This is a genomic window from Brevibacterium rongguiense, from assembly GCF_009857845.1.
Taxonomy (GTDB): domain Bacteria; phylum Actinomycetota; class Actinomycetes; order Actinomycetales; family Brevibacteriaceae; genus Brevibacterium; species Brevibacterium rongguiense.
In genome coordinates this window covers 58,256-84,432 of sequence record NZ_WWEQ01000003.1, presented here as the reverse complement: position 1 = coordinate 84,432, position 26,177 = coordinate 58,256, and the positions used below count along the sequence as shown (strand labels likewise).

31 protein-coding genes are annotated in these 26,177 nt (G+C 69.9%); 14 read left to right on the top strand and 17 right to left on the bottom strand.

All coding sequences use genetic code 11. From position 1 onward, the window contains the following. The first annotated feature begins 8 nt into the window (after positions 1 to 8). Together GSY69_RS01380 and GSY69_RS01375 are read left to right on the top strand one after the other, a co-directional pair. Positions 9 to 350, top strand: a complete 342-nt coding sequence (locus GSY69_RS01380) for a metal-sensitive transcriptional regulator (RefSeq protein WP_202410719.1) — start codon at positions 9 to 11, stop codon at positions 348 to 350. A gap of 93 nt (positions 351 to 443) precedes the next feature. Further along, the gene (locus GSY69_RS01375; protein WP_235936189.1) at positions 444 to 1,100 is read left to right on the top strand and encodes a CueP family metal-binding protein; all 657 of its coding nucleotides are present in this window, start codon (positions 444 to 446) and stop codon (positions 1,098 to 1,100) included. Between the two features lie 265 nt (positions 1,101 to 1,365). Here GSY69_RS01375 and GSY69_RS01370 read toward each other — a convergent pair whose 3' ends face one another. Then, positions 1,366 to 2,223, bottom strand: coding sequence for an arsenic resistance protein (locus tag GSY69_RS01370; RefSeq protein WP_328698711.1), 858 nt, complete (start codon positions 2,221 to 2,223; stop codon positions 1,366 to 1,368). Positions 2,224 to 2,454: 231 nt separating this feature from the next. Between GSY69_RS01370 and GSY69_RS01365 the strand changes: the two genes are divergently transcribed. The 4 genes from GSY69_RS01365 (at position 2,455) to GSY69_RS15080 (ending at position 6,109) form a co-directional block, all read left to right on the top strand. Next, the gene (locus GSY69_RS01365) at positions 2,455 to 2,877 is read left to right on the top strand and encodes a MerR family transcriptional regulator (protein WP_030014548.1); all 423 of its coding nucleotides are present in this window, start codon (positions 2,455 to 2,457) and stop codon (positions 2,875 to 2,877) included. Between the two features lie 46 nt (positions 2,878 to 2,923). Next, entirely contained in the window at positions 2,924 to 3,286 is a 363-nt protein-coding gene (gene cmtR, locus GSY69_RS01360; protein WP_160952111.1) for a Cd(II)/Pb(II)-sensing metalloregulatory transcriptional regulator CmtR, read from the top strand. Further along, positions 3,283 to 5,403, top strand: coding sequence for a heavy metal translocating P-type ATPase (locus tag GSY69_RS01355; protein WP_160952110.1), 2,121 nt, complete (start codon positions 3,283 to 3,285; stop codon positions 5,401 to 5,403). Before cmtR ends, GSY69_RS01355 begins: the two co-directional genes overlap by 4 nt. A gap of 82 nt (positions 5,404 to 5,485) precedes the next feature. Continuing rightward, complete coding sequence (locus GSY69_RS15080; protein WP_223841873.1) at positions 5,486 to 6,109, top strand: hypothetical protein; 624 nt, start codon at positions 5,486 to 5,488, stop codon at positions 6,107 to 6,109. Positions 6,110 to 6,155: 46 nt separating this feature from the next. On the opposite strand, the gene GSY69_RS01345 is transcribed toward GSY69_RS15080, so the two are convergent. Genes GSY69_RS01345 through GSY69_RS01335 form a run of 3 tightly spaced genes read right to left on the bottom strand, consistent with a single transcriptional unit; the run spans position 6,156 to position 8,233 of the window. Then, complete coding sequence (locus GSY69_RS01345) at positions 6,156 to 7,448, bottom strand: APC family permease (protein WP_030014552.1); 1,293 nt, start codon at positions 7,446 to 7,448, stop codon at positions 6,156 to 6,158. Continuing rightward, positions 7,441 to 7,776 (bottom strand): PadR family transcriptional regulator, encoded by a 336-nt coding sequence (locus GSY69_RS01340; protein ID WP_030014553.1) that lies wholly within the window; start codon positions 7,774 to 7,776, stop codon positions 7,441 to 7,443. The genes GSY69_RS01345 and GSY69_RS01340 overlap by 8 nt, the downstream gene beginning before the upstream one ends. Further along, positions 7,769 to 8,233 carry an iron transporter gene (locus tag GSY69_RS01335; protein ID WP_160952109.1) on the bottom strand — a complete coding sequence of 155 codons (465 nt, stop codon included), beginning with the start codon at positions 8,231 to 8,233 and terminating at the stop codon, positions 7,769 to 7,771. The genes GSY69_RS01340 and GSY69_RS01335 overlap by 8 nt, the downstream gene beginning before the upstream one ends. A 128-nt stretch (positions 8,234 to 8,361) precedes the next feature. On the opposite strand from GSY69_RS01335, the gene GSY69_RS01330 reads away from it, so the two are divergent. The 6 genes from GSY69_RS01330 (at position 8,362) to GSY69_RS01305 (ending at position 13,317) form a co-directional block, all read left to right on the top strand. Then, positions 8,362 to 8,583 (top strand): hypothetical protein, encoded by a 222-nt coding sequence (locus tag GSY69_RS01330; RefSeq protein WP_030014555.1) that lies wholly within the window; start codon positions 8,362 to 8,364, stop codon positions 8,581 to 8,583. 150 nt (positions 8,584 to 8,733) lie between these two features. Next, positions 8,734 to 9,831: an ACR3 family arsenite efflux transporter gene (gene arsB / locus GSY69_RS01325; RefSeq protein WP_030014556.1), complete on the top strand. Its 1,098-nt coding sequence runs from the start codon at positions 8,734 to 8,736 to the stop codon at positions 9,829 to 9,831. Then, positions 9,828 to 10,844: a metalloregulator ArsR/SmtB family transcription factor gene (locus GSY69_RS01320; RefSeq protein ID WP_102613466.1), complete on the top strand. Its 1,017-nt coding sequence runs from the start codon at positions 9,828 to 9,830 to the stop codon at positions 10,842 to 10,844. The genes arsB and GSY69_RS01320 overlap by 4 nt, the downstream gene beginning before the upstream one ends. A 17-nt stretch (positions 10,845 to 10,861) precedes the next feature. Further along, a complete protein-coding gene (locus tag GSY69_RS01315) occupies positions 10,862 to 11,284 on the top strand; it encodes an arsenate reductase ArsC (RefSeq protein ID WP_030014560.1) in 423 nt (140 codons plus the stop codon). Further along, positions 11,281 to 12,330, top strand: a complete 1,050-nt coding sequence (locus tag GSY69_RS01310) for an ArsO family NAD(P)H-dependent flavin-containing monooxygenase (RefSeq protein WP_030014561.1) — start codon at positions 11,281 to 11,283, stop codon at positions 12,328 to 12,330. Before GSY69_RS01315 ends, GSY69_RS01310 begins: the two co-directional genes overlap by 4 nt. Before the next feature lie 555 nt (positions 12,331 to 12,885). Next, positions 12,886 to 13,317, top strand: coding sequence for an arsenate-mycothiol transferase ArsC (locus tag GSY69_RS01305; RefSeq protein ID WP_035810208.1), 432 nt, complete (start codon positions 12,886 to 12,888; stop codon positions 13,315 to 13,317). Between the two features lie 6 nt (positions 13,318 to 13,323). Here the strand turns inward: GSY69_RS01305 and GSY69_RS01300 are convergent, their stop codons facing one another. Genes GSY69_RS01300 through GSY69_RS01290 form a run of 3 tightly spaced genes read right to left on the bottom strand, consistent with a single transcriptional unit; the run spans position 13,324 to position 16,941 of the window. Next, positions 13,324 to 14,505 carry an MFS transporter gene (locus tag GSY69_RS01300; protein WP_202410718.1) on the bottom strand — a complete coding sequence of 394 codons (1,182 nt, stop codon included), beginning with the start codon at positions 14,503 to 14,505 and terminating at the stop codon, positions 13,324 to 13,326. 46 nt (positions 14,506 to 14,551) lie between these two features. After that, positions 14,552 to 15,616, bottom strand: a complete 1,065-nt coding sequence (locus GSY69_RS01295) for a flavin-containing monooxygenase (protein WP_160952108.1) — start codon at positions 15,614 to 15,616, stop codon at positions 14,552 to 14,554. Continuing rightward, positions 15,613 to 16,941 (bottom strand): FAD-dependent oxidoreductase, encoded by a 1,329-nt coding sequence (locus GSY69_RS01290; protein ID WP_160952107.1) that lies wholly within the window; start codon positions 16,939 to 16,941, stop codon positions 15,613 to 15,615. The genes GSY69_RS01295 and GSY69_RS01290 overlap by 4 nt, the downstream gene beginning before the upstream one ends. Before the next feature lie 74 nt (positions 16,942 to 17,015). Between GSY69_RS01290 and GSY69_RS01285 the strand changes: the two genes are divergently transcribed. After that, positions 17,016 to 17,360 carry an ArsR/SmtB family transcription factor gene (locus GSY69_RS01285; RefSeq protein WP_030014567.1) on the top strand — a complete coding sequence of 115 codons (345 nt, stop codon included), beginning with the start codon at positions 17,016 to 17,018 and terminating at the stop codon, positions 17,358 to 17,360. Between the two features lie 23 nt (positions 17,361 to 17,383). After that, positions 17,384 to 17,875 (top strand): GNAT family N-acetyltransferase, encoded by a 492-nt coding sequence (locus tag GSY69_RS01280; protein WP_223841871.1) that lies wholly within the window; start codon positions 17,384 to 17,386, stop codon positions 17,873 to 17,875. Between the two features lie 183 nt (positions 17,876 to 18,058). Here GSY69_RS01280 and GSY69_RS01275 read toward each other — a convergent pair whose 3' ends face one another. The 10 genes from GSY69_RS01275 to GSY69_RS01235 form a co-directional block, all read right to left on the bottom strand. Further along, on the bottom strand, positions 18,059 to 18,874 hold the full coding sequence (locus tag GSY69_RS01275) for a hypothetical protein (protein ID WP_202410717.1): 816 nt from the start codon (positions 18,872 to 18,874) through the stop codon (positions 18,059 to 18,061). Positions 18,875 to 18,900: 26 nt separating this feature from the next. Beyond that, positions 18,901 to 19,032, bottom strand: coding sequence for a hypothetical protein (locus tag GSY69_RS14850; RefSeq protein ID WP_268892133.1), 132 nt, complete (start codon positions 19,030 to 19,032; stop codon positions 18,901 to 18,903). Between the two features lie 128 nt (positions 19,033 to 19,160). Beyond that, complete coding sequence (gene mutM, locus GSY69_RS01270; protein WP_160952106.1) at positions 19,161 to 20,081, bottom strand: bifunctional DNA-formamidopyrimidine glycosylase/DNA-(apurinic or apyrimidinic site) lyase; 921 nt, start codon at positions 20,079 to 20,081, stop codon at positions 19,161 to 19,163. A gap of 3 nt (positions 20,082 to 20,084) precedes the next feature. Continuing rightward, positions 20,085 to 20,792: a ribonuclease III gene (gene rnc, locus GSY69_RS01265; RefSeq protein WP_160952105.1), complete on the bottom strand. Its 708-nt coding sequence runs from the start codon at positions 20,790 to 20,792 to the stop codon at positions 20,085 to 20,087. Positions 20,793 to 20,803: 11 nt separating this feature from the next. Further along, the gene (rpmF, locus tag GSY69_RS01260) at positions 20,804 to 21,007 is read right to left on the bottom strand and encodes a 50S ribosomal protein L32 (RefSeq protein WP_160952104.1); all 204 of its coding nucleotides are present in this window, start codon (positions 21,005 to 21,007) and stop codon (positions 20,804 to 20,806) included. Positions 21,008 to 21,009: 2 nt separating this feature from the next. After that, positions 21,010 to 21,528 (bottom strand): YceD family protein, encoded by a 519-nt coding sequence (locus tag GSY69_RS01255; protein WP_268529166.1) that lies wholly within the window; start codon positions 21,526 to 21,528, stop codon positions 21,010 to 21,012. 130 nt (positions 21,529 to 21,658) lie between these two features. Next, positions 21,659 to 22,882, bottom strand: coding sequence for an MFS transporter (locus tag GSY69_RS01250; protein WP_160952103.1), 1,224 nt, complete (start codon positions 22,880 to 22,882; stop codon positions 21,659 to 21,661). Further along, positions 22,879 to 23,364, bottom strand: a complete 486-nt coding sequence (gene coaD / locus GSY69_RS01245) for a pantetheine-phosphate adenylyltransferase (protein ID WP_160952102.1) — start codon at positions 23,362 to 23,364, stop codon at positions 22,879 to 22,881. The genes GSY69_RS01250 and coaD overlap by 4 nt, the downstream gene beginning before the upstream one ends. A 30-nt stretch (positions 23,365 to 23,394) precedes the next feature. Then, positions 23,395 to 24,078: a 16S rRNA (guanine(966)-N(2))-methyltransferase RsmD gene (rsmD, locus tag GSY69_RS01240; protein ID WP_328698715.1), complete on the bottom strand. Its 684-nt coding sequence runs from the start codon at positions 24,076 to 24,078 to the stop codon at positions 23,395 to 23,397. Continuing rightward, the gene (locus GSY69_RS01235) at positions 23,990 to 26,170 is read right to left on the bottom strand and encodes an ATP-dependent DNA helicase RecG (RefSeq protein ID WP_160952100.1); all 2,181 of its coding nucleotides are present in this window, start codon (positions 26,168 to 26,170) and stop codon (positions 23,990 to 23,992) included. The genes rsmD and GSY69_RS01235 overlap by 89 nt, the downstream gene beginning before the upstream one ends. Between the last annotated feature and the right edge of the window lie 7 nt (positions 26,171 to 26,177).

Here is a 26,177-nt window from a genome sequence, read left to right as displayed (position 1 = left end):
ACACAACCATGGCCAACGACACTGCCACCGACAGCACCGAGATCAGGACCGACACCGGGACCCACCAGCACGGCTACATCAGCGACAAGGACCGCTACCGCAACCGCATGAAGCGCATCGAAGGCCAGGCCCGGGGGATTACGAAGATGATCGACGACGAGAAGTACTGCATCGATATCCTCACCCAGGTCTCCGCCCTCACCCGGGCCCTGCAGGGTGTGGCGACCGGCCTGCTCGATGACCACCTCAAGCACTGCGTCCTCGACGCCGCCAAGCAAGGCGATGAGGACGCGGCTATCGCCAAGATCCAGGAAGCCAGCGACGCCATCAACCGCCTCGTCCGCTCCTAACACCTTGGGATTTCGCTCCGCGCAGGCGTGAGCTGAGCATCGTCCCGCCTTCGGTCCCGGGGCGGGACGGAGGCGGAGATCGGGCCTGACGACATGACCAACATCTACCCGAGAGAAGAGCTCGATATGACCCCTACCCTTGCCGCACCAATCCGACCCTCCAGAAGCCGGCAGGGACTCGGCGCGACCATAACCGCGCTGGCAGCCAGCGCCGTCCTCCTGCTCAGCGGCTGCGCCGGTGCTGACCCATCCCCTTCCGCAGGATCCGATCAGTCTCTGGTAGCCCACCACGGCCTCGATGGCCTGGACGCCCGGGAAATCATCAAGCGTCTTGACACGATGCCGGTCATAGACCGCTCAACCGAACTCATGGCTTCGATCGAGCCCGACCAACTCGTCCTCACCGACGATCAGAACAACCAAACCACTCTGCCGATGCCAGAGGACGACTTCTACGTCTCTATCGCCCCGTATCTCGAGCAGACCCACGAGTGCTACTTCCACAGCCTCACTACCTGTCTCGGCGAGCTCGCCAACACTGACGTCGATGTCACAGTGGTCAACACGACGTCGGGCGAGACCATCCTCGAAGATTCGCTCACGACTTACGACAACGGATTCATCGGACTCTGGCTGCCCCGCGGTATTGATGCGACGCTCACGGTCAGCACCGAAGACCGCACCGCGAAACAGGGCATCTCGACCCGCCTCGACGACCCTACCTGCTTAACCACTCTCCAACTGACGTGACGCCCGGATGCTGAAGACGCCGAGGAAGTGCGGATCACCGACGATCAGAGAGCCCCGCCTTCACGAACACCATCCGGTCGACGTGTAGCCGGCATCGACATCCTTCAAAATGGATGCATGTCTAATCAAGCAGTGCCTAGTACCGGCCGACCATCGACATCCTCGCCGCCGCCAAGGCGCTCATTGCTTGACCGTCGGAGTGCGGCAGCCCTCCGAGGACTCCTGCCGACCCGTTGAGGCGCGAGGGCAGCTTCGACTACGAAACCTACGCGGACGCGTCGGCAGCCGGCACGAGTTCCGGCACCAGCAGCGGCACGAACCGGACGAACACGACCATGGCGACGAGCTCGACGAGCGTCTGGGTGACCACGACCAGCGGTGCCAGGTCAAACGCCGCGGGCAACGCGAGCACCAGCGGGAGCACGACGAGCGAGTTCCGAGTCGCGCCGCTGAACACGACGGCGCGCCTGCCGGGCACGTCGAGGCCCGCCGCGCGGCTGACCAGCATCCCCACCGGCACCATGACGGCCGCGAAGAGGACGAAGACCGGCACCGCCAGGAGCAGGGAGCCGGACCGGGCGCTCACCCCGGCGACCTGCGAGGCGACCACGACCGCCAGGGTGGCGACCATCAGCGGCACCATCGCGCCCATGACGATCTCTTCGACCCTGCGCCCGATGCGCCATCGGGCGGCGGCGAGCTGCGTGAGCGCGGCGGCGACCAGCGGCAGGGCGATGATCAGGACGAAGGCCTCGACGAAGGGACCGAACTCGACGGAGCCGACGAACTCCGCGTCGATGAAGATCCACAGGTACAGCGGCAGCAGGAGCATCTGGGCGATCATCAGCAGCGGGGCCGCCGCCAGGAGGCGCTCCTCGTCGCCGCCCGCGAGGCCGGAAAAGACGATGACGTAGTCGATACACGGGGTCAGCAGCACGAACAGCACCCCGACGAACAGCGCCTGGTCGCCGGCGACGATCCGCGACAGCGGCCAGACGACCAGCGGCACCAGGACGAAGTTGACGACGAGGACCGTCGTGAGGAAGCGCCAGTCCTTGAATGCCCGGCCGAGCCTGCCGAACGCGATGCTGAGGAACGTGGCGTAGAGCAGAAGCGCCAGCACCGGGTGAATCGCGTGCTCTGCCGGGTGGGCGATCGTGGGCCGGGACAGTCGACGACGGCCCCGAGGGCCAGTCCCGCGACGTAGAGCGCGACCTGGTGCCTAACCATCCATTCCATACTCGCGCGCATGGGTCTCCTTCTCTGTCGGGCTGGGCGCATGCACTGCGCCGTTTTAAACGCTAGACCTTGAACCCGGGTTGAAGGTCAAGCCGGAGCGCCCTATGGTCGGAACATGAAGATCTCCGAGGTCTCCGAGCGCACCGGGGTGCCTGCGAGCACGCTGCGTTACTACGAGCGCCTCGGCATTCTCGCAGCGGACCGGAGCCCGAACGGGTACCGGGACTTCGACGAGGGCCACCTCGAGCGGCTGGACTTCATCACCGCGGCGAAGCGGCTCGGCCTCGAGCTGCCCGAGATTCGCCGGCTCATCGAGCTCGTCGACGACGGGACCTGCACGGGGGTGAAGGCAACGCTGCAGCCGCTGCTGGCCGAGCAGATCGCTGCCGTTGAGCAACAGCTTCGGTCACTGACACGGCTGCAGGACCAGCTGCGGCAGGCGCGGGACCACGTCGACGGCTGCCCCGACAGTGACGAGCCCTGCCGGTCGGAGTGCGCATTCAGGGCCTTCGCCGGAACGGCTGCCCAGCAGGGCTGATCGCACGGGCTGGCCAATCGGTCAGCAAACACTGTATGGTCAGTACATGCTGACCATTGCTTCACGCGTCGACGTCATGAACCGCCTCGGCCGCGCCATGTCCGACCCGACACGCTCACGGATCTTGCTGTCCCTCCTCGATGAGCCTGGGCACCCGGCAAGACTCGCCCGGGAGCTCGAGCTAACGCGCACGAATGTGTCGAACCATCTGTCCTGCCTGCGGGGCTGCGGGATCGTCGTCGCCGAGCCCGAGGGCCGGCAGACCCGCTACGAGATCGCCGACCCGCACATCGCCGCAGCCCTGACCGCGCTCGTGGACGTGACGCTGGCGGTGGACGAGAGCGCACCGTGCTTGGACCCGGAGTGCTCGGTGCCCGGCTGCTGCGACGCCGACGGGGCTGTGCGATGAACGATGAGTGCTGCGGCGTCGACGAGCCGCGCCATCCGAGGGCGGAAAACCGCCGCTCGTCCCTGCAGCCGATCGGCACGGACGCACCCAGGGCATCGGGCGATGCCTGCTGCGGGCCAGAGACCGTCCCGGCTGCGGTACACGACGACGGCGACGCCTGCTGCGGGCCAGACCCGGCGCGGAGCCCATCGGAACCTGGCGCGGAACCGGAGTCCCGCCCGCCGTGGTGGAGGGACCTCGCCCTGCTCCCCTCAGCGGTCGCCGGCCTGTTCCTCGTCGCCGGGTACGCGCTGGACTGGTCCGACCTGGACGTCGCCGCGCTGGTGACCCAGTGGATCGCGCTGCTGGCCGGCGCGTGGACGTTCGTGCCCGGCGCGGTGCGCCGCCTGATCCGTGGACGGCTCGGCGTCGGCCTGCTGATGACGATCGCCGCGGTCGGCGCGGTGCTGCTCGGCCACGTCGCCGAAGCCGCCGCCCTGGCTTTCCTGTTCTCCCTGGCCGAGACCCTGGAGGATCGGGCGATGGACCGCGCCAAGGAGGGACTGCGCGCGCTGCTCTCGCTGGTCCCGCAGACCGCCCGCGTCTCCCGCATGGGCGGAGTCGCGACCGTGCCGGTGGCCGACCTCCGCGAACTCGACCTGCTCGTGATCGGAGCCGGTGAGCATGTCCCGACCGATGGCGTGGTCGCCGAGGGCCGCTCGAGCGTCGACGCCTCCGCCGTGACCGGGGAGTCGATCCCCGTGGAGGTAGGACCGGGCGACCCCGTGCCAGCAGGCGCGGTGAACGGGTCCGGGTCCCTGCTGGTCGAGGCGACCGCAGACGGACGGGACAACTCGCTGACACAGATCGTCGCCCTGGTCGAGCAGGCCCACGCCCGCAAGGGAGAGCGCGCCCGGCTGGCCGACCGGATCGCCCGTCCCCTCGTCCCTGCCGTCCTCGTCGCCGCGGCCCTGGTCGCGCTGCTCGGGCTCGTCGTCGGCGACCCGTGGACCTGGGTCGAACGGGCCCTCGTCGTCCTCGTCGCGGCGTCGCCGTGCGCGATGGCGATCGCCGTGCCGGTCACCGTCATCAGCGCGATCGGGTCCGCCTCAAGGTTCGGCGTCGTCATCAAGTCCGGGGCCGCCTTCGAGCAGTTCGGCACCATCCGCACGGTCGCCTTCGACAAGACCGGCACCCTCACCCAGGGCCAGCCGCAGGTGACCGAGACCCGCACCGCGCCGGGCGGCAGCCAACAGGACGTCCTCGCGTGGGCGGCGGCCCTCGAGGCGACCAGCACCCATCCCCTGGCGGCGGCGATCACAGCGGCCGCGCCGGACTCCCCGGCGGCGAGCGAGGTGGCCGAGGACGCCGGGCACGGCATCGCCGGCCGGGTCACCGGCCGTTTCGTCAGGGTCGGCAGTCCACGCTGGATCGCCCCGGCCGGCCTGCGGACCGACGCCGACGAGCTGGCCGAAATGGGCATGACGGTCGTCGTGGTGGAAGCCGACGGTGAGGTCGTCGGCCTGATCGGCGTGCGCGACGAACTCCGCCCCGAGGCCACCGAGACCGTGCGCATGCTCCACGACCAGGGAATCGGCACGGTCATGCTCACCGGCGACGACGCCCGCACCGCCCGCGCCCTGGCCGCCCAGGCCTGCATCGACGACGTCCGCGCCGAACTGCTGCCAGCCGACAAGGCGGAGGCGATCACAGGTCTGGCCGCAGCGCGGCCGACGGCGATGGTCGGTGACGGCATCAACGACTCCCCCGCGCTGGCCACCGCGACCGTGGGCATCGCGATGGGAGCCACCGGTTCCGCGGCCGCGGTGGAATCCGCCGACATCGCCTTCACCGGCCACGATCTGCGCCTGATCCCCGCCGCGTTCGCGCATGCTCGCAGAGGCCGGCGCATCATGACGGCCAACATCGTCCTCGCGCTGGCGATCATCGTCGTCCTGTTCCCGCTCGCCCTCTTCGGGGTGCTCGGCCTGGCCGGAGTCGTCCTCGTCCACGAGGTTGCCGAGGTCGTCGTCATCCTCAATGGCGTACGCGCCGCGCGCAGGCCCATCGCGGCGAGCCGAGGGCTGCCTGCAGCCTCGGACCTCCAGCCGGCGCACGGGACGAAGGCGAACCGATGACCATCGAGGCCCAGCGCTTCGGGAGACGCCCGAACCGGGAGCCGCTCGAGGAGACCCGACGCCGACGGAAAGGACCACGACCATGAAGATCACGCTCCAGTACTTCGACGGCTGCCCGAACTGGGAGATCCTCGACTCCAAGATTGCCGAAGCCCTCGACGGGCGATCTGGCGCGGAGGTCGTCCACCAACGGGTCGAGACACCCGAGGACGCCTCGCGCCTCGGCTTCCACGGCTCCCCGACCGTACTGATCGACGGCGTCGACCCGTTCGCCGAAGACAGTGCGCCGGTCGGCCTCGCGTGCCGCATGTATCGGACTCCCGACGGGCGGGCCGGGTCGCCGACCGTCGCGCAGTTGCGCACGGCCATCCGTGGGGCCTCGCGGGACGTTCGCGAGAGCGCCCTGCAGGGTCTGCCGAACGCGGTGCTCATCGCCTGCACGCTCACGCCGGACGCCGGCAAGGAGCAGGTCGAGAAATGGCGGGCCTTCGACGACGGATATCTCCTCGACGTCGAACGCGGCGACGCCCGGATCATCGTCCACTACGCGAAAGCCGACGACTCCGTCCAGCGTCTTCACGACCTCGTGGCGGTCAAGAGCGCCTGCTGTTCGTTCGTCGACTGGTCGATCGACGAGAGCCACGCCGACCTGCGCCTCGTCGTCACCGGCAGCGCGGAGCAGCTCGCGGCCCTCGACGTCGGGTAAGCGTGCACTTCCGCCCAGTCGCCTCACTCCCCCGGGGCGCGGCAGGTCAGTCCGACTCTGCCCCTGGGCCGGGCTTTTCACGTCGATGCAGGACGATCCAGCGGCCGAGCAGGCCGACGGCGAACATGGCCAGTCCAGCGATGATCGACTGCCAGGGCAGGGTCGCGATCAGGACCAGGCAGCCGAGGACGCCGAGGACGTTGAGCCAGCGTGGCCAGCGGCGGTCGGACGGCGGCTGGGTGAATGCGGCGGTGTTGGCGATGCCGTAGTAGATGAGCACGCCGAAGGAGGAGAATCCGATCACGCCGCGCAGGTCGGTGGTCAGCACCAGGACGGACACGACGACGGCGAGGGCGATCTCGGCGTGGTGGGGCACCTTGTGACGGGGGTGGACCGCCGACAGCCAGAACGGCAGATCGCGATGCCGGGCCATGGCCAGGCTGGTGCGGCCGATGCCGGCGATCAGCGCCAGCAGCGCCCCGAGGCTGGCGACCGCGCCGCCGATCCGGACCACCGGGCCCAGCCCGCCGACCCCGGCTGCTTGCACGGCTGTGGTCAGGGGTGCTGTCGCGGCGGCGATCTTGTCCGGCCCGGCGGCGAGCAGGACGCTCACGCCGACGACCAGGTAGATGATCACCACGATGATCAGGGCGATGGGGATGGCGCGCGGGATGGTGCGCTGCGGGTCGCGGACCTCCTCGCCCATGGTCGCGATCCGGGCGTAGCCGGCGAAGGCGAAGAACAACAGCCCGGCCGACTGTAGGATCCCGTACGGCCCGCCGACGGTCAACGCCGGCCAGCCGCCCAGGTTCGTCGGCGAGGGTTGGCCGACGGCGAAGATGCCGACCACCAGCACCGCCAGCGCGACCAGGGTGATGGCGACCAGGATCCGGGTCAGGCCGGCGGTCTTGCTCACCCCGCGGTAGTTCAACGCGGCCAGTCCGACGATGCCGGCCACCGCCACCAACCGCTGGGCCCACCAGGGGCCGGGCACGGCGTAGGTGGCAAAGGTCAGCGCCATCGCCGCGCAGGAGGCGGTCTTGCCGACCACGAAGCCCCAGCCAGCGGTGAACCCGAACCAGTGACCGATGCGCTCTCGGCCATAGATGTAGGTGCCTCCCGAGGTCGGGTAGACCGCGGCGAGCTGGGCCGAGGCGGTGGCGTTGCAGTAGGCGATCACCGCCGCGATTCCCAAGCCGATCAGCAGGCCGGTGCCGGCCGCCTGGGCCGCCGGCCCGAAGGCGGCGAAGATGCCGGCACCGATCATCGACCCGAGCCCGATGATCACCGCGTCGCCGGTGCCCAGGCGTCGATCCAACTGCGGAGTCGGTTCACTCATCAGGTGTCATCCCATCGGGAGCGTCGGGGGTTTCGGTGTGGAGGATTTCGCGCGCGAGTTCGGTCAGGGCCTGGCGTTCGTCGGCCAATACGGCCCGGCCGGCGTCGGTGATCTGGTACAGCCGCCGGTTGCGCCCCTCCACCGTGGTCTGCCGCGAGGTCAGCAGCCCCTGGTCTTCCAAGCGATGCAGGGTCGGGTACAGGGTGCCGGGGCTGATCTGATATCCGTGATGGCCGAGCTCCTCGGCCATCCATGCGCCGTGGATCTCGCCCTCGGCGGCGTGATGCAGGATGTGCATCCGCACCGCGCCCCGGATGAACTCACTCATCGGCGGCACCGAGATCGAGGGTGAAGTCCAGGCTCGAGGGCTCGTCGGTGCCGGTCAGCGCCGACGCGCCGATGTGGACCCACACTCGATAGCTGCCTTCGGGGTCGAGGGCGACGTTGTTGCCGTAGTGCAGACCGGCCGTGCCCTTGCGGGGCCGGGCCACCGGCACCAGCCCCAGCCCCGTGAACTCCGGTCTATCGTCATCGTCGCCGTCGAGGCGGATGACGTCGACGGCGACGTCGAGGTACGGCACCGGATACCCGGTGTCGACGTCGTAGATGTGTGCGTCGAGGTTGAACAGATCCGCCGGTGGATCTGCCGGGCCGGGCTCGGCCGCGATGTTCTCCACCACTTCGTCCGCCCGGCCGGCGAACACGGCACCGCCGCCCGCATTGGCCGGCTGCTGCCAGTCCTCGGCGTCGAACATCCGGGCGATCGGCCCGACGGCCACATCCACCCGCAACCGGCCGAAGGTTCGCGTCTCCGGCGATCCCCATACATGCATCGCAGTCCCCTTCCCTGATCTATCGGATGCCGATATCGTAGACCGATATTGAAGGCCCAGTCAACGAGAGGAAGCCAGTCATGTCTGATCCGACACAGTTGGCCGAGCACGACCCCCGCCGCCACACCAGCCAGGTCCGCGAGCGGCTGTCAGAGGTGACCGCACACCTGTGTCAGAACGTCACCAAGATCGACGACTCTTGGGCCCAGGCGCTGTTCGAGACCACCGCCGAAGCCCTGGCCGGCCTGGAGAAGGCATATATCGACTTCGAATTCCGCGACGAACCCGCCTGGCGATCCTGATTCCTGAATCGGCCGGGACCGGCGCTTCCCTAGGCCGACGCCGCCCGGCAGGGAACTCGATCCAGCGGCGATGTCCTGCGGTGGCAGGTAGCTGCTCACCTCTGGAGGTCCGAAGTTGCCCACTGCATCGAAGCCTGTCAACATAGAAGCATGTCGAATCAAGCGGCGTTCGCCGCACCTCCCGTGACCCGACGGCTCTCAACCCTCGACAGGTGGCTGCCGGCCTGGATCGGACTCGCCATGGTCGCAGGCCTCCTGCTCGGCCGCCTGGTGCCCGGCGTCTCCGACGTGCTCGCCCGGCTCGAGATCGCCGGCATCTCAGTGCCGATCGCACTCGGCCTGCTGGTGATGATGTACCCGGTCCTGGCCAAGGTCCGCTACGACAAGGTCGCCGCGGTCACCGGCGACAAGAAGCTCCTCATCTCCTCTCTAGTGCTCAATTGGCTCGCCGGGCCGGCGATCATGTTCGCCCTGGCCTGGCTGCTCCTGCCCGACCTTCCCGAATACCGCACCGGGCTCATCATCGTCGGTCTGGCCCGGTGCATCGCCATGGTCGTGATCTGGAACGACCTGGCCTGCGGCGACCGCGAGGCGACCGCGGTGCTGGTGGCGATCAACTCGGTCTTCCAAGTCGTCATGTTCTCCGTCCTCGGCTGGTTCTACCTCAGCGTCCTGCCGAGCTGGCTCGGCCTGGACACACAAGGGCTCGAGGTGTCGATGGGCCAGATCGCCCTCAACGTCCTCGTCTTCCTCGGATTACCCCTGATCGCGGGATTCGCCTCGCGCTGGATCGGCGAGAAGCGCAAGGGCCGGGACTGGTACGAGGAGAAGTTCGTCCCGAAGATCGGGCCGTGGGCGCTCTACGGGCTGCTGTTCACCATCGTGCTGCTGTTCGCCCTCCAGGGTGAGCAGATCACGAGCCGGCCGCTGGACGTCGTCCGGATCGCCCTGCCGCTGTTGGTGTACTTCGCCGTCATGTGGTTCGCGGGCCTGCTGTTGGGCAAGGGCATCGGCCTCGGCTATGCACGGTCGACCACACTTGCATTTACCGCGGCGGGCAACAACTTCGAGCTCGCCATCGCCGTCGCGATCGGCACCTTCGGTGCGGCCTCTGGCCAGGCTCTGGCCGGCGTCGTCGGACCGCTCATCGAGGTGCCCGTCCTCGTCGGCCTCGTCTACGTCTCCCTCTGGGCCGCCAAGGCGTGGTTCCGCACCGATCCCTATAACCAGGAGGTACGAACGTCATGACCGACATCGCGCTGACGCCAGCCGCCCCCGATGAAGACTGCCCACCCCAGGTGCCGCCGATCTCAACAGCCCTCGGCCAGGAGGTTGCCGCGACTCTCGCGGGCACACTCAAGGCCCTCGCCGACCCATTGCGTCTGCGGATGCTCTCGGCAATCGCTGCCGATCCTCGCGGAGAGTCGTGCGTGTGCGATCTCGCCGACCTCGCCGAGGTCTCACAGCCGACCGTCTCCCACCACCTCAAGGTCCTCCGGACAGTGGGGCTGCTCAATTCCGAGCGCCGTGGGACTTGGGTCTGGTACAGCATCGCGCCAGGGAAGAGTGCCGCCGTCGCCGCCTTGCTCGAGGGGTTCGCGCCCGCGGCCGTTGCCCCCAGCGTGGAACCGGAGACGACGGCCGACGCGGAGCTGGAGAGCATGGACGAGCACATCAGGCGTCTGGCCGCCGACCTCGCGGACGCGACGTCACAGCTGCCGCGGGAGACCGTCACCAGCATCGTCCGGGAATCGTACACGGCGCTGGCCCGGTCGGCGAAGATCACACGCTACCTGGTGCCCCTGACCGAGCGCTTCGCCCGGCAGCGACTGGCCGACCTCACCCGCAACCGAGCAACCGCACCGCCTCAGGTGCTGTTTGTCTGCGTCGCCAACGCAGGTCGTTCCCAGCTGGCCGCGGCGCTGACCCGCAGCCTGTCCGAGGGCAGGGTCATCGCCCGGTCCGCCGGCTCGACCCCGGCGACGGGCATCCACCCGCACGTGCGCGACCTCGTCGCCGACATCGACCGCGAGGCCGCCGACGAGGCGTTCCCCAAGCCGCTCACCGACGACGCCATTCGCGCTGCCGATGTCGTGGTGACCATGGGCTGCGGCGACGCCTGCCCCATCGTCCCCGGAGTCCGGTACGAAGACTGGGCTGTCGGCGACCCGGCACTGGCATCGCCGGAGGGACTCGCCGCTATACGCGACGACATCGCTGCACGCGTCAGCCGGCTCCTCGCCACCTTCACCACCGAATGAACGAGAGAAGCACAGACATGAGCGATCAAACACCCTCCGTCCTGTTCGTCTGCGTCCACAACGCCGGCCGCTCCCAGATGGCCGCCGGTTGGCTGCGCCACCTCGCCGCGGACCGCATCGAGGTCCGCTCGGCAGGGTCAATGCCCGCCGAGCAGATCAACCCGGTCGCTGTAGAGGCCATGGCTGAAGAGGGGATCGATATCATCGCCGAGGAGCCCAAGGTCCTCACCACCGAGGCCGTGCAGGACTCCGACGTCGTCATCACGATGGGCTGCGGTGACGCCTGCCCGTTCTTCCCCGGCAAGCGCTACGAGGATTGGAAGCTCGACGATCCCGCTGGCCAGGGCATCGAGGCGGTGCGCCCGATCCGCGACGAAATCAGGTCCCGGATCGAGACGCTCACTTCAGAGCTGCTCGGCCAGGACCCGGCGCTGGCGTGAGTGACGTCGTCGTCATCGGAGGAGGCCAGGCCGGACTCGCCGCAGGATACTTCCTCCGCCGCGCCGGCCTGGACTTCGTCATCCTCGACGAACAGGAACGACCGGGCGGGGCCTGGCAGCACGGCTGGCAATCGCTCAGGATGTTCTCCCCAGCCCAGTACAGTCCTCTACCCGGATGGCCGATGCCTGCCCAGACCGGCGAGGTGTTCCCCACCGCGAGCCACGTCGTAGACTACCTCGAACGATACGAGGAGCGCTACGAGTTGCCTGTGCGCCGTTCGGTCGGCGTCACAAGCGTCCACCGGGAGCACGAGCGTTGGACCGTGGACACGGACGCGGGCTCTCTGAAGGCCGCTGCGGTGATCAGTGCCACCGGCACGTGGCAGAGCCCCTACCTGCCGTACGTCCCCGGTCAGGACACGTTCTCCGGCAGGCAGCTGCACACCGTCGACTACGACTCGCCCGACATGTTCGCCGGCCAACGGGTCGTGGTCGTCGGAGGAGGGAACTCCGCCGCACAGATCCTCGCCGAGGTCTCCACGGTCGCCGAAACGCTGTGGGTCACGCGGCACCCACCGCGATTCATGCCAGACGATGTCGACGGCAGAGTGCTCTTCGACGTCGCTACCGCCCGCGAGGCAGCCCGTCGCTCTGGCCGGGACCACGACGGTGTGTCCGGACTTGGAGACATCGTCATGGTGCCTCCCGTGCAGGCCGCTCGAGATCGCGGCGTCCTGGACCGTTCGCCCATGTTCGACCGCCTCAGCCCGACGGGAGTCTCCTGGAACGACGGCCGCGAGCACGAGTGCGATGCGATCATCTGGAGCACCGGCTTCCGCCCTCACCTAGGCCACCTGAGCGGGCTCGGACTGACGCGCGAGCACGGCCATCCCGCCACCGACAGTACTCGGAGCATTGACCACCGCGGGCTGCATTTGCTCGGCTATGGCGACTGGACCGGATTCGCCTCCGCCACCATCATCGGCGCGGCTCGCACCGCCAAGCCCGCCGTCGCCGAGATCGGCGCTCGGATGGCTAGGGCTTAACGCTGATGTCGGACGTATCGATGGCGCAGATGATATTGACGTCTATCGATGCGTCGCGTAGATTCTATATAGATCATCATCGAATCAAGGAGTGGCAGATGGACTGCTGGGAACACGAAACGGCCGGCCAGGGTCCTGTCCCCGCCGTCGCATTCTGCCGGCACTGCGGCGCGGCGCTGTGCCGGGATCATGCGACAGTCTGTACGGACGAACGCGTTCGCCAGAACGGCATGGGATCGCCCACGCGCCTGCTGCCTGACGGCCGGAAGATCTGCTGCTCGACCTGCCGCGAAGCTTTCGTCGAGTCCGTCCCCGTGCACCGAGCGGAGCAACGCCTGCGCGATCTGGCAACCACCGGGCCAGAGTCCGCAACCGCGTCGTGCTGACGCGGCTGGCGCGCCTCTGTTGATGAGTGGTGGGCATAAACGCCATCCACTGGTCCCTCGACAATGACGAGCCGCTGGCATGCGGGGACTGCTCGGCCGCGATGACATCGCGGCCCGTGCCCGCGAGCTCCTGGTGGCTCTTAACATCGACTGAACAAAGGTAGACATCGTGATCGAGAAGAAGCCGTCCATCCTATTCGTCTGCGTCAAGAACGCAGGCAAGTCGCAGATGGCCGCCGCACTCATGCGCCAGGTCGCCGGCAACTCCGTCCGGGTGCACTCGGCGGGCACCTCCCCCGGGACGGGGCTCAATGCCCTGTCCGCTGCCTCTGTCGCCGAGGTCGGGGCGAGCATGGCCGACGAGCACCCGAAGCCGATCGATCCCACTATGTTGCAGACTGCGGACCGCGTCGTCGTAATCGGCGACGAGGCTGTCGTCGAGCCCGTGCCGGGGATGGCCGGGACTATCGAGAAATGGACGATCGACGAGCCCTCGGCGCGAGGGATCGAGGGCGAGGAACGAATGCGCCTGGTCCGCGACGAGCTCGCCGAGAAGGTGCGCCAACTTGTCGGCGAACTCGCTGCAGGGCCCGTGGCCTGAGCTGGGTCAGGCCGCTCGCGAGGACGCGACGCCCGCCGAACGCGGGGTCCCCGTGGACGAGCTGGCGACCATGAGCACGGTCCCCACCGCGGCAACCGCGGCCAGGACCGCAAACCCGGTTGCGTAGCTACCGGTGACCTCGGCAAGGACCGCACCGGCCCCGGGAGCCAAGGCGGTGGCCAGCAGGACCGGGAGGCCGAGGACGCCGGAGAGGCGGCCGTATCCGCGCGCGCCCCACCGGTCGGTGACCGCGGTCGCCTGAAGCAGCGTCGCGATGCCGCGCCCGACCCCGGCGGTCATCGACGCCGCGACCAGCAGACCGACCGGCCCGGGGACCACAGCGAGCACCGCGGTGCTGACGGTGACGAGGCCGAACACGGTCGCGGTGCGCACGGTCAGCGAGGCATGCCGGGCAAGAGCGGTGTAGACGAGCCGACCGGCGACCTGACCGAGTCCGCCGAGGCCGAGCACCCAGGCGGCGGCCTGAGGACTCAGGCCGCGCTCGAGCATAAGAGGCACCAGAGCCAGCAACGCAGCGTACATGGCCAAGGCGACCAAAGTCAGTCCAGCGGCAAGCCACCGGAACCGTGAGTCCCGGACGACGCCGGCAGCGTAGGCCTTCTCGGCCTCTGGCTCCTCCGCGTCGGCATGCACCGGGTGGGGCCAGGGGCGTCGCAGCACGAGCGAGTGGATCGGGACGGTGAGGGCCGCCAGCACGACCGCCGCCCAGAAGTACGTGCCTCGCCATCCCAGCTGTTCATACGCAACTGCGGTCAACGGCGCGAAGACCGTGCTCGCCAGTCCGGCCACCAGCGTCAGCGTGGTCAGCGCGCCGAGCCGGCCGGCAGCGAACCAGCCGGTGATCGCGGCGAAGGCCGGCGGATAGAGGACTCCGGCCATGGCGACTCCGGCCAGCGCCCAGCCGACGATGAACACCAGCAGGTTCGTCGACGCGGCGATCACCACCAGCGACACGACGCCGAGACCCGAGCCAGCGGTCATGACGAGACGGGGTCCGTGCCGATCGATGAAGCGCCCGACCGGCACCCCGGCCAACGCCGACACGGCCAGGGCCACAGAGAACGCCGAGGTGACGGCCACCGGCGACCAGCCGGTATCCACGCTGATCCGCGGAGCCAGGACCGGGAAAGCGTAGTAGAGCAAGCCCCACGAGACGATCTCGGTCACGCACAGCGCAGCCAGCACCATTGCCCGCCCAGGCTGCACAGCAGCCTCAGCCAACGACGACGCCTCGCAGTTGCCTGGCCAGGGCATCGACGACGTAACCCGCGTCGCGGTGGACTCCACGCAGGGTGTTCGACGAGAACGAGCGCTGGAACTCCAGGCCCAGGAAGGCTAGGCCGGGCCGCACGGTCGAGACGCCGCGATCGTGCCTCGGCGCGCCGGACTCGTCGAGGACGCCGAGGGATCGCAGGTACGGCAGGTGCGGCCGATAGCCGGTCGCGAAGACCACCGAGTCCACGCGCTCCCGCGAGCCGCCAGGCCACACGACGCCGTCCGGGACGTACTCCGCGAACATCGGTCGCTCGTCTGGATGCGCTGCCTCGAGCGCCGCCCTGTACTTTCCGGCGTCGATGACCGGTGTGCCTGTGATAATCCTGTTCAGGACCGACGGCGGCAGGAGGTCGGCGCGGGTGAGTCGCAACCACCAGTGCAGGTCACGCCCGGCGATGACCTGCGGCGCGTACCGGACCCGGTCCCGCACCGCCAGCGAGGCCTGGGCGTGGTCGGCGAGCTCGTGGGCGATCTGGACGGCGGAGTTGCCCGCCCCGACGACCACGACCCGCTGACCGGCGAACTCCTCGGGCGACCGGTAGTCGGCCACGTGCAGGACCCGGCCCCGGAATGCCTCCCTGCCTGGGATCGTCGGCACGTAGGGGCTGGCAAACGAACCCGAGGCAGCGATGAGCGCGTCCCCAACCAGGCGGCTCCCGTCGGCCAGATCCACGGCAAAGCCCGGGCCGTCGGCGGCGACCTCGGTGACGCGGGCACCAGTGCGGACCTCGACGCCCAGCCACTCTGCGTAGCTGCGCAAGTAGTCGGCGACCTCGTCGCGTCCCGGGTACCCGTCGGGGTCGCCGGGGAACGGGTGACCCGGGAAGGCGCTGTACCGGCGCGGAGAGAACAGCCGCAGGCTGTCGTAGTAGCGCGGCCACGACCCGACTGGCTCGTCACCGGCCTCGAGCACCACCGGCTCCCAGCCTCGGTCGCGCCCGGCACGGGCCGCGGCGAGGCCGGACTGCCCGCCGCCCACGATCAGCAGGCGACCGCGGCTCATCCGTCGGTCCTCGTGCCGATCTGGACCAGCTGGGGCGCGGGTGTGCAGCACCCGCCCGACGTCGCCTGCTCCGGGGCGTCGAACAGGCCGGACCCGCCGCACACGCCGGTGTCGGGCAGCTCCAGCTCGACACGGTCAGCCGCCTCGTGATCCCCGGCGAGCTCGGCGACGACGCTGCGGACCTGCTCGTATCCGGTCATCGCCAGGAACGTCGGCGCGCGGCCGTAGGACTTCGCGCCGACGATGTAGAAGCCCGGCTCCGGGTGGGCGAGGTCAGCGGCTCCCGTGGCGCGCACTGAGCCGCAGGAGTGAAGGTTCGGGTCGACTTCAGTGGCGACCTTCGTCGGAGCCTGCAGGCGGACGTCGAGGTCGAGGCGGACCTCGGAGAGGAACGACAGGTTCGGTCGGAAGCCCGTCGCGACGACCACTCGGTCCGCGGGCTCGAGCCGCCGCCCGTCTTCGCCCACCAAGACTGCCCGACCATCCTCGACGAGGACCCGCTCGACGCGGAACCCGGTGACGAGGTCGACGTAGCCGTCCTCGACGGCCTTCTTCGCCCGCTGGCCCAGGTCACCGCGCTCGGGCAACTTGTCAGCCGACCCGCCACCGAAGGCGTTGCCGACGGTACCGCGGCGCAGCGCCCAGGTCACCCGGGTGCCTGGCTCGCGGCGGACCACTGCCGCGAGGTCGCCGATTGCTGTCGCGGCCGAGTGGCCGCTGCCGACCACGACGACGTGCTTGCCAGCCAGTTCGGCGGCCTCGTCGCGGCTCGGCGTGCGGTGATCAAGCAGGCCGGCTTCGACGGCGGCGTGTTCGCCGAGGGCGGGCAGTCCCTCCGCGCCCGCCGGGCTCGGGGCCCGCCAGGTCCCGGAGGCGTCGACGACGGCCTGGGCTTCGAGCCTCTCTTCTTCGCCGTCAGCGCGGCGGACGTGGACGACGAACGGCTGCTCCGCGCGGCCGGCGTCGACGGAAAGGTCGCGGCCCTTACGGCCCACGCCGACGACGCGGTAGCCGTACCGGACACGGTCGCTCAGAGTCTCGGCCAGCGGCGTCAGGTACTCCTCGACCCACTGGGCCCCGGTCGGGTAGCCGGTCTCGGGCGCGCTCCAACCGGTCGGCTCGAGCAGCCGGCGCGACGCTGGGTCAATGAGTTCAGACCATGGCGAGAACAGGCGGACGTGGCCCCACTCGGCCACGGCCGACGCTGGACCGTCGCCCGACTCCAGAACCAGGGACTCCAGGCCTCGCTCGAGCAGATGAGCGGCGGCGGCCAGGCCCTGCGGACCGGCTCCGATGATGACGACGGGATTCACTTCAACCTCCATGTATTGATGTTCTTCGATGGGTCGAGCTTGCCTTACGTATCGACAGATGTCAATGCGTGAGGCAGAATGGAGGCATGAGCACTCCCCCAGCCATCGAATCCGCGGCCGACGTCGCGCCCTGCTGCGTCCTCGGCGAGACGATCGACGACACGGTCGCCCAGGATCTCGCCAGGGTGTTCAAGGCCCTCGGCGACCCCACCCGGGTCAAGCTCATGTCCCTCATTGCCGGAAGCAGCGCGGGCGAGATGTGCGTCTGCGATCTCACCGAGCCCGTCGGGCTATCACAGCCGACCGTCTCCCACCACATGAAGCTGCTCGTCGAGGCCGGCCTCGTCGAGCGCGAGCAGCGCGGCCGCTGGGCCTACTACCGGCCCACCATCGACACTCTCGCCGCCGCAGCCAAGGCGCTCATCACCTGATGGAAGGCGTGTCGACCAGGCCCATGACGCCGACCGACTGGCCCGCCGTCGAGGCCATCTACCAAGCAGGCATCGCGTCCGGGCACGCCACCTTCGAGACCGAACCGCCGCCTGACTGGTACACGTTCGCGTCGAGCAAGCGCCCGGACCTCATGCTCGTCGCCGTCGGCGGTGACGACTGCGTCCTCGGCTGGGCCGCAGCCGGCCCCGTCTCGACCCGCGCCGTCTACCGAGGTGTCGTCGAGCACTCGGTGTACGTCGATCCCGACGCGGCCGGATGTGGCGTCGGTTCACGGCTCCTCGCCGACTTCCTCGGCGTCGCCGACCGATCAGGCGTCTGGACGCTCCAGTCCTCGGTCTTCCCCGAGAACGCAACCAGCCTCAGGCTCCACCAGAGAGCTGGCTTCAGGGTTGTCGGACGGCGCGAGCTCATCGGGCTGATGCCGTGCGGACCTCTTGCCGGTCAGTGGCGGGACACCGTGCTCATCGAGAGACGTGTCCCCAAGTCTGGCTGAGTTCTTCCCTGACAAGGCAAAGAAATCGCATCGCAACGCCTGAACCAAGGCGACAGCCTGCGGAAACCACGTCGCAGCGACCGCGTCGACCAGGACCAGCCTGTGCTACCTTGAGAGCACTACATCCCCCACGCCTCTCCACGATGCGCACTTGGGGGATTTTCTCTGCCCATGTTTGCAAGTTCAGACCTGTCGGTGCTGAGCCTTATCGAGCTCCGCCAGCACCCGGCTTGGATTCTTGATGAGGTCGAACAGGCTGCTTACCCGGCGCGCCCACCGCGCTGGGTCGTCACCCTCAGCAAACGCGGCAGCCGAGGCGAATTGGTCATGGAGGTTGACCGGTAATCGGTCAGCCAGCTCCGTACCGAGCTCGCCAGCGAGGCCGGCTCGAGGAGACGAAGGCCGCAAGAATCTGCCCAGCTTCCCGGTCGCTGGGACCGGTTTGTCCGATGCACCCTCAAGGGCTGTGACGGCGTCAATCACCCAGTCGGCCTTCCAGGAATCCGAGAGCGGCACGGCGACCCGCTGGACCCCGGCGATCGCATCTCGTCCCAGCGCCAGGGAGAGCCCTCCGGGGTCCTCGTGGTAGTTGAGGTACCGGGTGACGTCGACTCCTGGAGGACAGACCTCGGCGAGGACGACGTCGCCGAGCCAGTTGCTGGGATCGACGATCCAGCCCTCCCGCTCGGTGACAGATGGCTTCAGGTGCACTCGGTAGAGGTAGAACTGGCTGCCGTGGTCAGCCTGGTCGCGCATTCGCCGCAGCATGTTGTGGACCGCGGCCTCGTACGTGCCGACATGGAGCGCCTTCGCCTGCTGCCTCGCGGCCCACGCGGCGACCCTCTCGTCGCCGCCCATCATCCTTCGGATCCCAGGCGTCAGGTCCGCCGCCGGGTCGAACTCGCTTGTCGGCCAGTCCGGCTGCGTGCTCGTGTGGTACCAGGAGAACTGAGCGACTTGGTCGTCGTTCAGGGCCGGGTCGCCAGCATCGACCGTCACGCGTGGTGCGTCCTCGTGCTCGCACGTCAAGCCGCAACCGGGTACTTCTCTCCGCTCTGCTCCCAGCGGTCGATCCAGTCCAGGTCGACGACGAAACAATGGCCGCAGCCGGTACACAGCATGCGCCGATCGCGCCAGAAGTTGATGAATCGTTCCATGGCTCCATTGTCTCGGCAAATCTCGTGGAGCCGTGGGACCCAGGACGGCACGAATCTCTCGTAGCTATGGAAAGTGTGCGAGGATCTCGTCCGGCCAGTCGTAGTCGTGCCGGGCACAACCGCCGAAGCTAGCGTTTCCGTTGGCAGCGCGGGCAAAAATGGCTCGAGCGGTTCCTGAACTTCTCCCGTACGATTGGAGTACCGCAACGGTTGCACGGGTGACCTTCCCGCCCATAGACATTCAACGCATAACGTCCCGACTCCCCGTTCACGTGGACGTAGAGCGCATCGAAGCTCGTGCCGCCGGCGTCCAAGGCCGCGGCCATGACCGACCGCGCCGCCTCGAGGACCGCGCGCAGGCGGGCCGGTCGCAGTCGCGCGGCGAGCGCCGCGGGGTGGACGCCGGCTGCGTGGAGCGCCTCGTCGGCGTAGATGTTGCCGATCCCGCTCACCACGCCCTGGTCGAGCAGCACCGCCTTGACGGGGCTGCGCCGCAGGCCCATGACGCGCGCGGTCGCCGCGACATCGAAGCCCTCCTCGAACGGGTCCGGGGCGATCTCCGCCGCCGAGGCGCCCACCGGCCGCCGCTCGGCCGAGCCCCAGTGCGCGCGCCCGTACACGAGCGGCTCGATGCCCACGTGTCCGAAGATCCGCTGGTCGACGAAGCGCAGTTCGACCCGCTCCTCGGCGGCGGGGCCCTGCCCGGGCGGCTCCGGAGGGGCGAGCTCGAAGACCGCGCGGGTGTGGCGGTGCAGCGGCTCATCGGGAGTGTGGATGCGCAGCTGGCCGCTCATGCCCAGGTGCAGCGCGAGCGCGCGCTGCCCATCGGACAGCGGCACCCACAGGAACTTGCCGCGGCGCTCGGGCGCCAGCAGGCCGGCGCCATCGACCTCGGCGGCGAGCACCCGGCCGGCGCCGGCGGGGATGTCGCGCTGGGAGGTGGTGCCCAGGATCCGCTCGTCGAGCACGCGCACGCCTTCCACGCGCGCGCCCGTCACCCAGCGCGCCAGGCCGCGGCGGACGGATTCGACCTCGGGCAGCTCGGGCACGGCTCAGGGGCGCCGGTAGTCCGGGAACTGCGCCCGGATGGCGCCCACGGCGGCCTTGGCGGCCTGCGCCTCGGCGCCCTTCTTCGATGACCCGGCACCGGAGCCCCACTCCCGCTCCCCCAGCAGGGCGACGGCGGTGAAGACGCGCGCGTGGTCGGGGCCAGCGGCGGTGAGCTCGTAGGTGACGGTCCCCAGGGCAAGGTCCGCGGCGGCCTCCTGGAGCGTGGTCTTGTAGTCCATCCCGGCGCCCAGCGTCACGGCCTGGACGAGCATGTCGTCGATGAGGCGGTGGACGAGCGCGAACGCGGCCTCGCGGCCGCAGGAGACGTAGGCGGAGCCGATGAGCGCCTCGACGGTGTCCGCGAGGATCGAGTCCTTGTCCCGGCCCCCGGTGGACTCCTCGCCCTTGCCCAGCAGCAGGAACTGCCCGATCCCGGTGCGCCGGGCGATCTGCGCGAGCGCCTTCGTGTTGACCACGGCGGCGCGCATCTTGGCCAGGCGACCCTCGGGCAGCTGCGGGTTGTCGTAGAACAGCGACTCGGTGCTCACCAGCTGGAGCACGGAGTCCCCCAGGAACTCGAGGCGCTCGTTGGTGGGGATGCCGCCCTGCTCGAACGCGTAGGAGCGGTGTGTGAGCGCAAGACGAAGCGTCTCGGGGTCGATGTCGACCCCGAGACGCTCGGTGAGTTCACGCAGGCTCTGCGCTGACACGTGAGGCTTGCTCAGGCGTCGGCGACCTTGCGGCCCTTGTACTCGAGGAACAGCGGGGTGCCCGCGGAATCCTCGACGACCTTGGCCTGGTGCGGGCGCGAGTACACGACGCGGCCGTTCTCGACGGTCTTGACCAGGGTCGGAACCTGGGCCTTCCACTGCGAACGGCGGTGGCGGGTGTTGCTGCGCGACAGCTTGCGCTTGGGAACAGCCACGACTAGCTCTCCTTCTCTTCTTCCAACAGACTTCTCAGTGCGGACCAGCGCGGATCGGAATCCTCCTCAGGTTCGAGGTCCTCGCCCACGGTGTAGTTGAACTCCCCGTGATCCGGCTGCGCGAGCGGCCGGAACGGCAGAGCCATGACCACCGCGTCCCGTATGGCGGGATCGAGGTCCAGTGTGCCGTGCTCGACGGCATACGAGTCCTCGTCCTCCGGCTCCCGTTCGTACACGTAGAGCTCGTTGATCGCCACGTCGAGCGGCAGTTCGAGGTGCTCCAGGGTACGTGCGTCTTCGCCCTCCGCGGTTGCCCGCACGCTGCCGGAGACGTAGATGCCCTCGACGACGCTTTCGAGCTGGAGGCTCAGATGCAGGGGCGAGCCAGCAGGCACCCCGATCATTTCGATCCGCAGGTCCTCCGGGGCGGGCACCGACTCGTCGAGCTTCGTCCACTCACCCGGCTTGTCCAGCAGGTTCATGGCGCGGAGGTCGAGGATCAGGGGATTGCTTCCCTTCACCCGTCTCACCTCTTCTCGACATCGGCCAGCCGGTCACTGCCCCGAATTGACACGCAAACAACCACCTTAGCCGCTCCCGGGCCCGGGCGCCAACCGCGCACCCGGGCCCGAGGTGTGACGGTGGGCGCGCTCACGCGCGCGGCTCGCCGCTCTCGCCCGCGGGGCCTCCCTCGCCCGCGGGGCCATCGCCGACCGCGCCGCGCGCGCTGGCCCACGTCGCCGCGCTCGAGGCGAGCAGCAGGCCACCGGACATCGCGAAGATCGAGCCGGTGGCGAACACCGCGCTCATCGCCGATGCCAGCGAGGGCAGCACGACCTGGCTCAGCCGGTTGCCGGCCAGCCGGATCGACATGACCGCCCCGCGGTTGGCGGCATCGGCCAGGTGGGACACCCAGCCCATCGTGAGCGGCTGGGTGAGCCCGAACGCGAAGCCGCTGATGACCATGAGCACCGCGAGCACGGGCACCGTCACCCACACCGGGAAGAGCAGCAGGCAGATGCCGGCCGCCGCCGAGGACAGCCACAGCAGCGTCGTCAGCCGCACCCGGGCCATGAGCGCGCCCATCGCGGTGCGCGCCACGATCGTGGCCAGCGTGCGCACCGTGAGCAGCAGCGTCACCGCCTGCACACCCACCCCGTGGGCCTGCCCGAGCACGGGCAGGTAGGCGCTCATGAGGTCGATGGCCGCCAGCGTCGCCATCGAGGCGAGGATCGCGGGCTTCATGCCCCGGATGCGCAGCAGGGCCAGCGGGGAGCGGGCGGCGGCGCGCGCCTCGGCGCGGGCGATGCGCGGGCCGGCCGGGCGGGCCATGACGCCGAGCATCGCGGGGATGGCGAGCGCGGCGAGGCCCGCCATCACCCACATGCCGCGCACCGCGTCCGGGTGGCCGCCCGTGCCCGCGGCGAAGCCCGCGATCGGCATGCCCACCGTCTGTCCGATCGACACGCCCAGGGTGAGCGTGCCGAAGCGGGCCGTGACGTCCGCGGGCTCGAAGCTCAGCGGGATGAGCGCCTGCCCGGCCACCGTCATGAGCAGCTGGCCCAGGCCCACGGCCATCGCGGCGCCCATGAGCACGGGCAGGGCGCCCGCGAGCGCCGCGGCGACGATGCCGCCCACCGACAGCAGGGTGCCGGCCCACATGATGGGGATCGCATAGCCGCGGTCCACCCGCCGGCCCACGGGGATGGCCAGCAGCAGCGGGGCCAGCGAGTACACGGCGGTGAGCAGCCCCACCGCGACGCTGCCGCCGCCCATGTCGAGCGTGCGGTAGCTCATGAGGACCTTCGACGCGTTGTAGACCCCGTGCAGCGCGATCGTGTGCGCGACGAGGGCTGCGAACCACGCCGGCCTCATCGGGCGTCCATCGCCTCCAGCACGGCCGCGGGGACGAGCCCGGAGATGTCGCCGCCCAGCGCGTGGACCTCGCGGATGAGCGAGGAGGACACGTGCTCGAAGCGCGGATCGCCCGGCACGAAGAGGGTCTCGAGGTCTGTCAGGTGGCGGTTCATGAGCGCCATGGGCAGCTCGTAGGCGAAGTCGGTGCCCGAGCGCAGCCCCTTGAGCACGGCGCTCGCGCCGATGTCGCGGCAGTAGTCGACGAGCAGGCCGCCGGCCACGTCGTCGATCGCGATGTTGTCGGCCCCCGCGGTGCACTCGTCCTCCGCGAGCCCCGCCCGGATGAGTGCGATGCGCTCGTCGACGGGGAAGTGGCCGGTCTTGGCGGGATTGTGGACGACGGCGACGACGACCTCATCGAACAGCGCGGCGGCGCGGGCGACGATGTCGATGTGGCCCACCGTGACGGGATCGTACGAACCGGGGCAGACGACCTTCATGCGCCCATCGTAGCCGGGCGCGCCGCCCGCCTAGCGCGCACGCTCGAACAGGTAGACGGCAGTCTCCCCGTAGGACTTCGTGTCGTAGAGCGCGAGCCCGGCGCCCGCGGCATCGGGCTCCGGCGAGCGCGCCGAGCGCTCGAGGACGAGGAGCGAGGCGTCGTCGGCCAGCAGCACGGCGGCGGCCGCCAGCACCGCGGACACCTGGGCCTCGGGCAGCGGATACGGCGGATCGGCGAGCACGAGGTCGAAGGCGCGCCCCTCCTGGGCGAGCGCGGCCAGGGCGGGCAGCGCGGCCTGGACGCGCACCTCGGCGGCAGTCCCCTCCCCCAGCGCCGCCACGTTGGCCGCGATGACGCGGGCGGGGCCCGCGGCGCGCTCGACGAAGACGGCGCGCGCGGCCCCGCGGCTGAGCGCCTCGAGGCCCAGCGCGCCGGAGCCGGCGAAGACGTCGAGGACCTGCGCGCCGGCGAGCATGCCGAGCGATTCGAGCGAGCCGAAGAGCGATTCGCGCACCCGGTCCGAGGTGGGCCGCGTGCCGTCGCCCGGCGGCGTGCGCAGCGGGCGGGAGGCGTGGCGGCCTGCGACGATGCGCACTAGGCCCGCCTTCTCCGGGCGCGGGCGCTCACGACGTCTCCATCCAGTCGGAGTCGTCGCGCACGAGCAGCCGGTCGATGTAGGCCCGCAGCGCGCGGTGGCGGTCCAGCTCCGGATCCTCGTCGACGAGGCGGTGCGCGGCGGTGCGGGCGGCGAGCACAATCGGCTCGTCGCGGATGACGGAGAGGTAGCGCAGCGAGGTCCGCGCGCCCCACTGCGAGCGGCCGAGCACATCGCCCTCGCGGCGCTGCTCGACGTCGTAGTCGGCCAGCGCGAAGCCGTCGAGCGTGCCCGCCACCGTGGCCAGCCGCTCGGCGGACTCGTGGGCCTCGGGCCGGTTCGTGGCGAAGAAGCACACGGCGTCGTCGCCGGCGCGCCCCACGCGCCCGCGCAGCTGGTGGAGCTGGGCGATGCCGAAGCGGTCGGCGTCCATGATGACCATCGTGCGGGCATTGGGCACGTCGACGCCCACCTCGATGACGGTCGTCGCGACGAGCACGTCGAACTCGCCGTGGGCGAAGCGGGACATGATGACGTCCTTCTCCCCCTGCTCGAGCCGGCCGTGGAGGACCTCGATGCGGGCCCCGCGCAGCGCGGGCAGGGCGGCGATGCGCTCGGCGAGGTCGGCCACGCCCACCGCCTCCGGCACGGGCTCGCCCGTCTCCGGGTCGGTGAGCGCCTCCTGCGTCTCGATGCGCGAGGCGACGACGAAGGCCTGCTGGCCGGCGGCGACCCGCTCGCCGACGACCTCCCACATCCGCGCGGCCCAGTGGGGGTGGTCGGCAAGCGAGACGACGTGGCTGGCGATGGCGCGCGGGCCGCCGGGCAGCTCGCGCAGCACGGAGACGTCGAGGTCGCCGAACACGGTCATCGCCACGGTGCGCGGGATGGGGGTGGCGGTCATGACGAGGGTGTGGGGCACGGCCCCGCTGCCCTTGGCCCGCAGCTGCTCGCGCTGGCGCACCCCGAAGCGGTGCTGCTCGTCGACGACGACGAGGCCCAGGTCGTGGAAGATCGTCGAGTCGCTCAGCAGGGCGTGGGTGCCCACGACGATGTCGATCTCGCCCGCGACGAGGTCGAGGGCGATCTTCCGGCGCTCCTTGGCCGGCGTGGAGCCGGTGAGCAGCGCCAGCCGCACCCCGCTGGGGTTGGCGAACAGGGAGCCGTCCTCCGCGAGCGGGCCCAGCATGGCCGACAGCGACCGGAAGTGCTGGCCGGCGAGCACCTCGGTGGGGGCCAGGAGCGCTGCCTGCTTGCCGGAGTCGACGGCCTGGAGCATGGCGCGCAGGGCCACGAGCGTCTTGCCCGAGCCCACATCGCCGTGCAGCAGGCGGTTCATGGGCGAGGTGGAGGCGAGGTCCTTCGAGATCTCCGTGCCCGCCCGCCGCTGCGAGGCGGTGAGCTCGAACGGCAGCGACTCGTCGAACGCGCGCAGCTGGCCGCCGGCCTCGCCGGGCAGGGCCACCGCCGGCTCGAGCTCCGTGCGCACGCGGCGGGTGCGCAGCTCCGCCTGGAGGGCGAACGCCTCCTCGAACTTGAACCGCTCGAGGGCCTGCTCGGGCTCCCGCTCGCCCATGGGCCGGTGGACGTACTCGAGCGCCTGGCGGTAGTCCGGCAGGCCGTGGGCCAGGCGCACATCGGCCGGCAGCGGATCGGCGAGGGCCTCCGGGGGCGCGGAGTCGAGCAGCACGCGGATGAGGCGCTGGATGCGCTGGGTGGAGATCTGGGCGGAGGCCCGGTAGATGGGGATGGGGTGGGAGATCTCGTCGAGGTCCGGCGCCTCGCCCGCGGCCTGGTTGAGCAGCACGGGGTTGCTCAGCTGGAGCTGGCCGCGGTACAGGCTGGCCTTGCCCGTGAGCGCCACCCACTGCTCCGGCAGGAGCTTGGCCTCCAACCACGGCTGGTTGAAGAACGTCGCGGTGATCGTGCCCATCCCGTCGCTGAGCGTGACGGTCGTGAGCTTGCCGCGGCGGTTGCGCATGTGCCGCGAGCTCACGCCCACCACCCAGGCCAGCACAACGGCCGTGGACTCCGGCTCGAGGTCGCGGATGGGGGTGGGCTGGCCGGGGTAGATGTAGCGGCGCGGGAAGTAGCGCAGCGCGTCCTCGAGCGAGTACAGCCCGAGCTTCTCCAGCGCCCTGACGTCGCGCTTGGCGGTGATGAGGTCCGCCAGCTGGGGCGGCCGAGGCGCGGGCCCGGTCTCGCTCATGGTGCCC

Excerpts from the sequence above, each read along its gene's own strand:
- GSY69_RS15080 (WP_223841873.1), top strand. The coding sequence starts at position 5,486 with ATGAAGATCACGCTCCAGTACTTCGACGGCTGCCCGAACTGGGAGATC.
- GSY69_RS01375 (WP_235936189.1), top strand. The coding sequence starts at position 444 with ATGACCAACATCTACCCGAGAGAAGAGCTCGATATGACCCCTACCCTT.
- coaD (WP_160952102.1), bottom strand. The coding sequence starts at position 23,364 with ATGAAGGTCGTCTGCCCCGGTTCGTACGATCCCGTCACGGTGGGCCAC.
- GSY69_RS01365 (WP_030014548.1), top strand. The coding sequence starts at position 2,455 with ATGAAGATCTCCGAGGTCTCCGAGCGCACCGGGGTGCCTGCGAGCACG.
- GSY69_RS01250 (WP_160952103.1), bottom strand. The coding sequence starts at position 22,882 with ATGAGGCCGGCGTGGTTCGCAGCCCTCGTCGCGCACACGATCGCGCTG.
- GSY69_RS01285 (WP_030014567.1), top strand. The coding sequence starts at position 17,016 with ATGAGCACTCCCCCAGCCATCGAATCCGCGGCCGACGTCGCGCCCTGC.
- cmtR (WP_160952111.1), top strand. The coding sequence starts at position 2,924 with ATGCTGACCATTGCTTCACGCGTCGACGTCATGAACCGCCTCGGCCGC.
- GSY69_RS01345 (WP_030014552.1), bottom strand. The coding sequence starts at position 7,448 with ATGAGTGAACCGACTCCGCAGTTGGATCGACGCCTGGGCACCGGCGAC.
- GSY69_RS01355 (WP_160952110.1), top strand. The coding sequence starts at position 3,283 with ATGAACGATGAGTGCTGCGGCGTCGACGAGCCGCGCCATCCGAGGGCG.
- GSY69_RS01280 (WP_223841871.1), top strand. The coding sequence starts at position 17,384 with ATGACGCCGACCGACTGGCCCGCCGTCGAGGCCATCTACCAAGCAGGC.
- GSY69_RS01320 (WP_102613466.1), top strand. The coding sequence starts at position 9,828 with ATGACCGACATCGCGCTGACGCCAGCCGCCCCCGATGAAGACTGCCCA.
- GSY69_RS01235 (WP_160952100.1), bottom strand. The coding sequence starts at position 26,170 with ATGAGCGAGACCGGGCCCGCGCCTCGGCCGCCCCAGCTGGCGGACCTC.
- GSY69_RS01290 (WP_160952107.1), bottom strand. The coding sequence starts at position 16,941 with ATGGAGGTTGAAGTGAATCCCGTCGTCATCATCGGAGCCGGTCCGCAG.
- GSY69_RS14850 (WP_268892133.1), bottom strand. The coding sequence starts at position 19,032 with ATGGAACGATTCATCAACTTCTGGCGCGATCGGCGCATGCTGTGTACC.
- GSY69_RS01380 (WP_202410719.1), top strand. The coding sequence starts at position 9 with ATGGCCAACGACACTGCCACCGACAGCACCGAGATCAGGACCGACACC.
- GSY69_RS01340 (WP_030014553.1), bottom strand. The coding sequence starts at position 7,776 with ATGAGTGAGTTCATCCGGGGCGCGGTGCGGATGCACATCCTGCATCAC.
- arsB (WP_030014556.1), top strand. The coding sequence starts at position 8,734 with ATGTCGAATCAAGCGGCGTTCGCCGCACCTCCCGTGACCCGACGGCTC.
- GSY69_RS01295 (WP_160952108.1), bottom strand. The coding sequence starts at position 15,616 with ATGAGCCGCGGTCGCCTGCTGATCGTGGGCGGCGGGCAGTCCGGCCTC.
- GSY69_RS01315 (WP_030014560.1), top strand. The coding sequence starts at position 10,862 with ATGAGCGATCAAACACCCTCCGTCCTGTTCGTCTGCGTCCACAACGCC.
- GSY69_RS01330 (WP_030014555.1), top strand. The coding sequence starts at position 8,362 with ATGTCTGATCCGACACAGTTGGCCGAGCACGACCCCCGCCGCCACACC.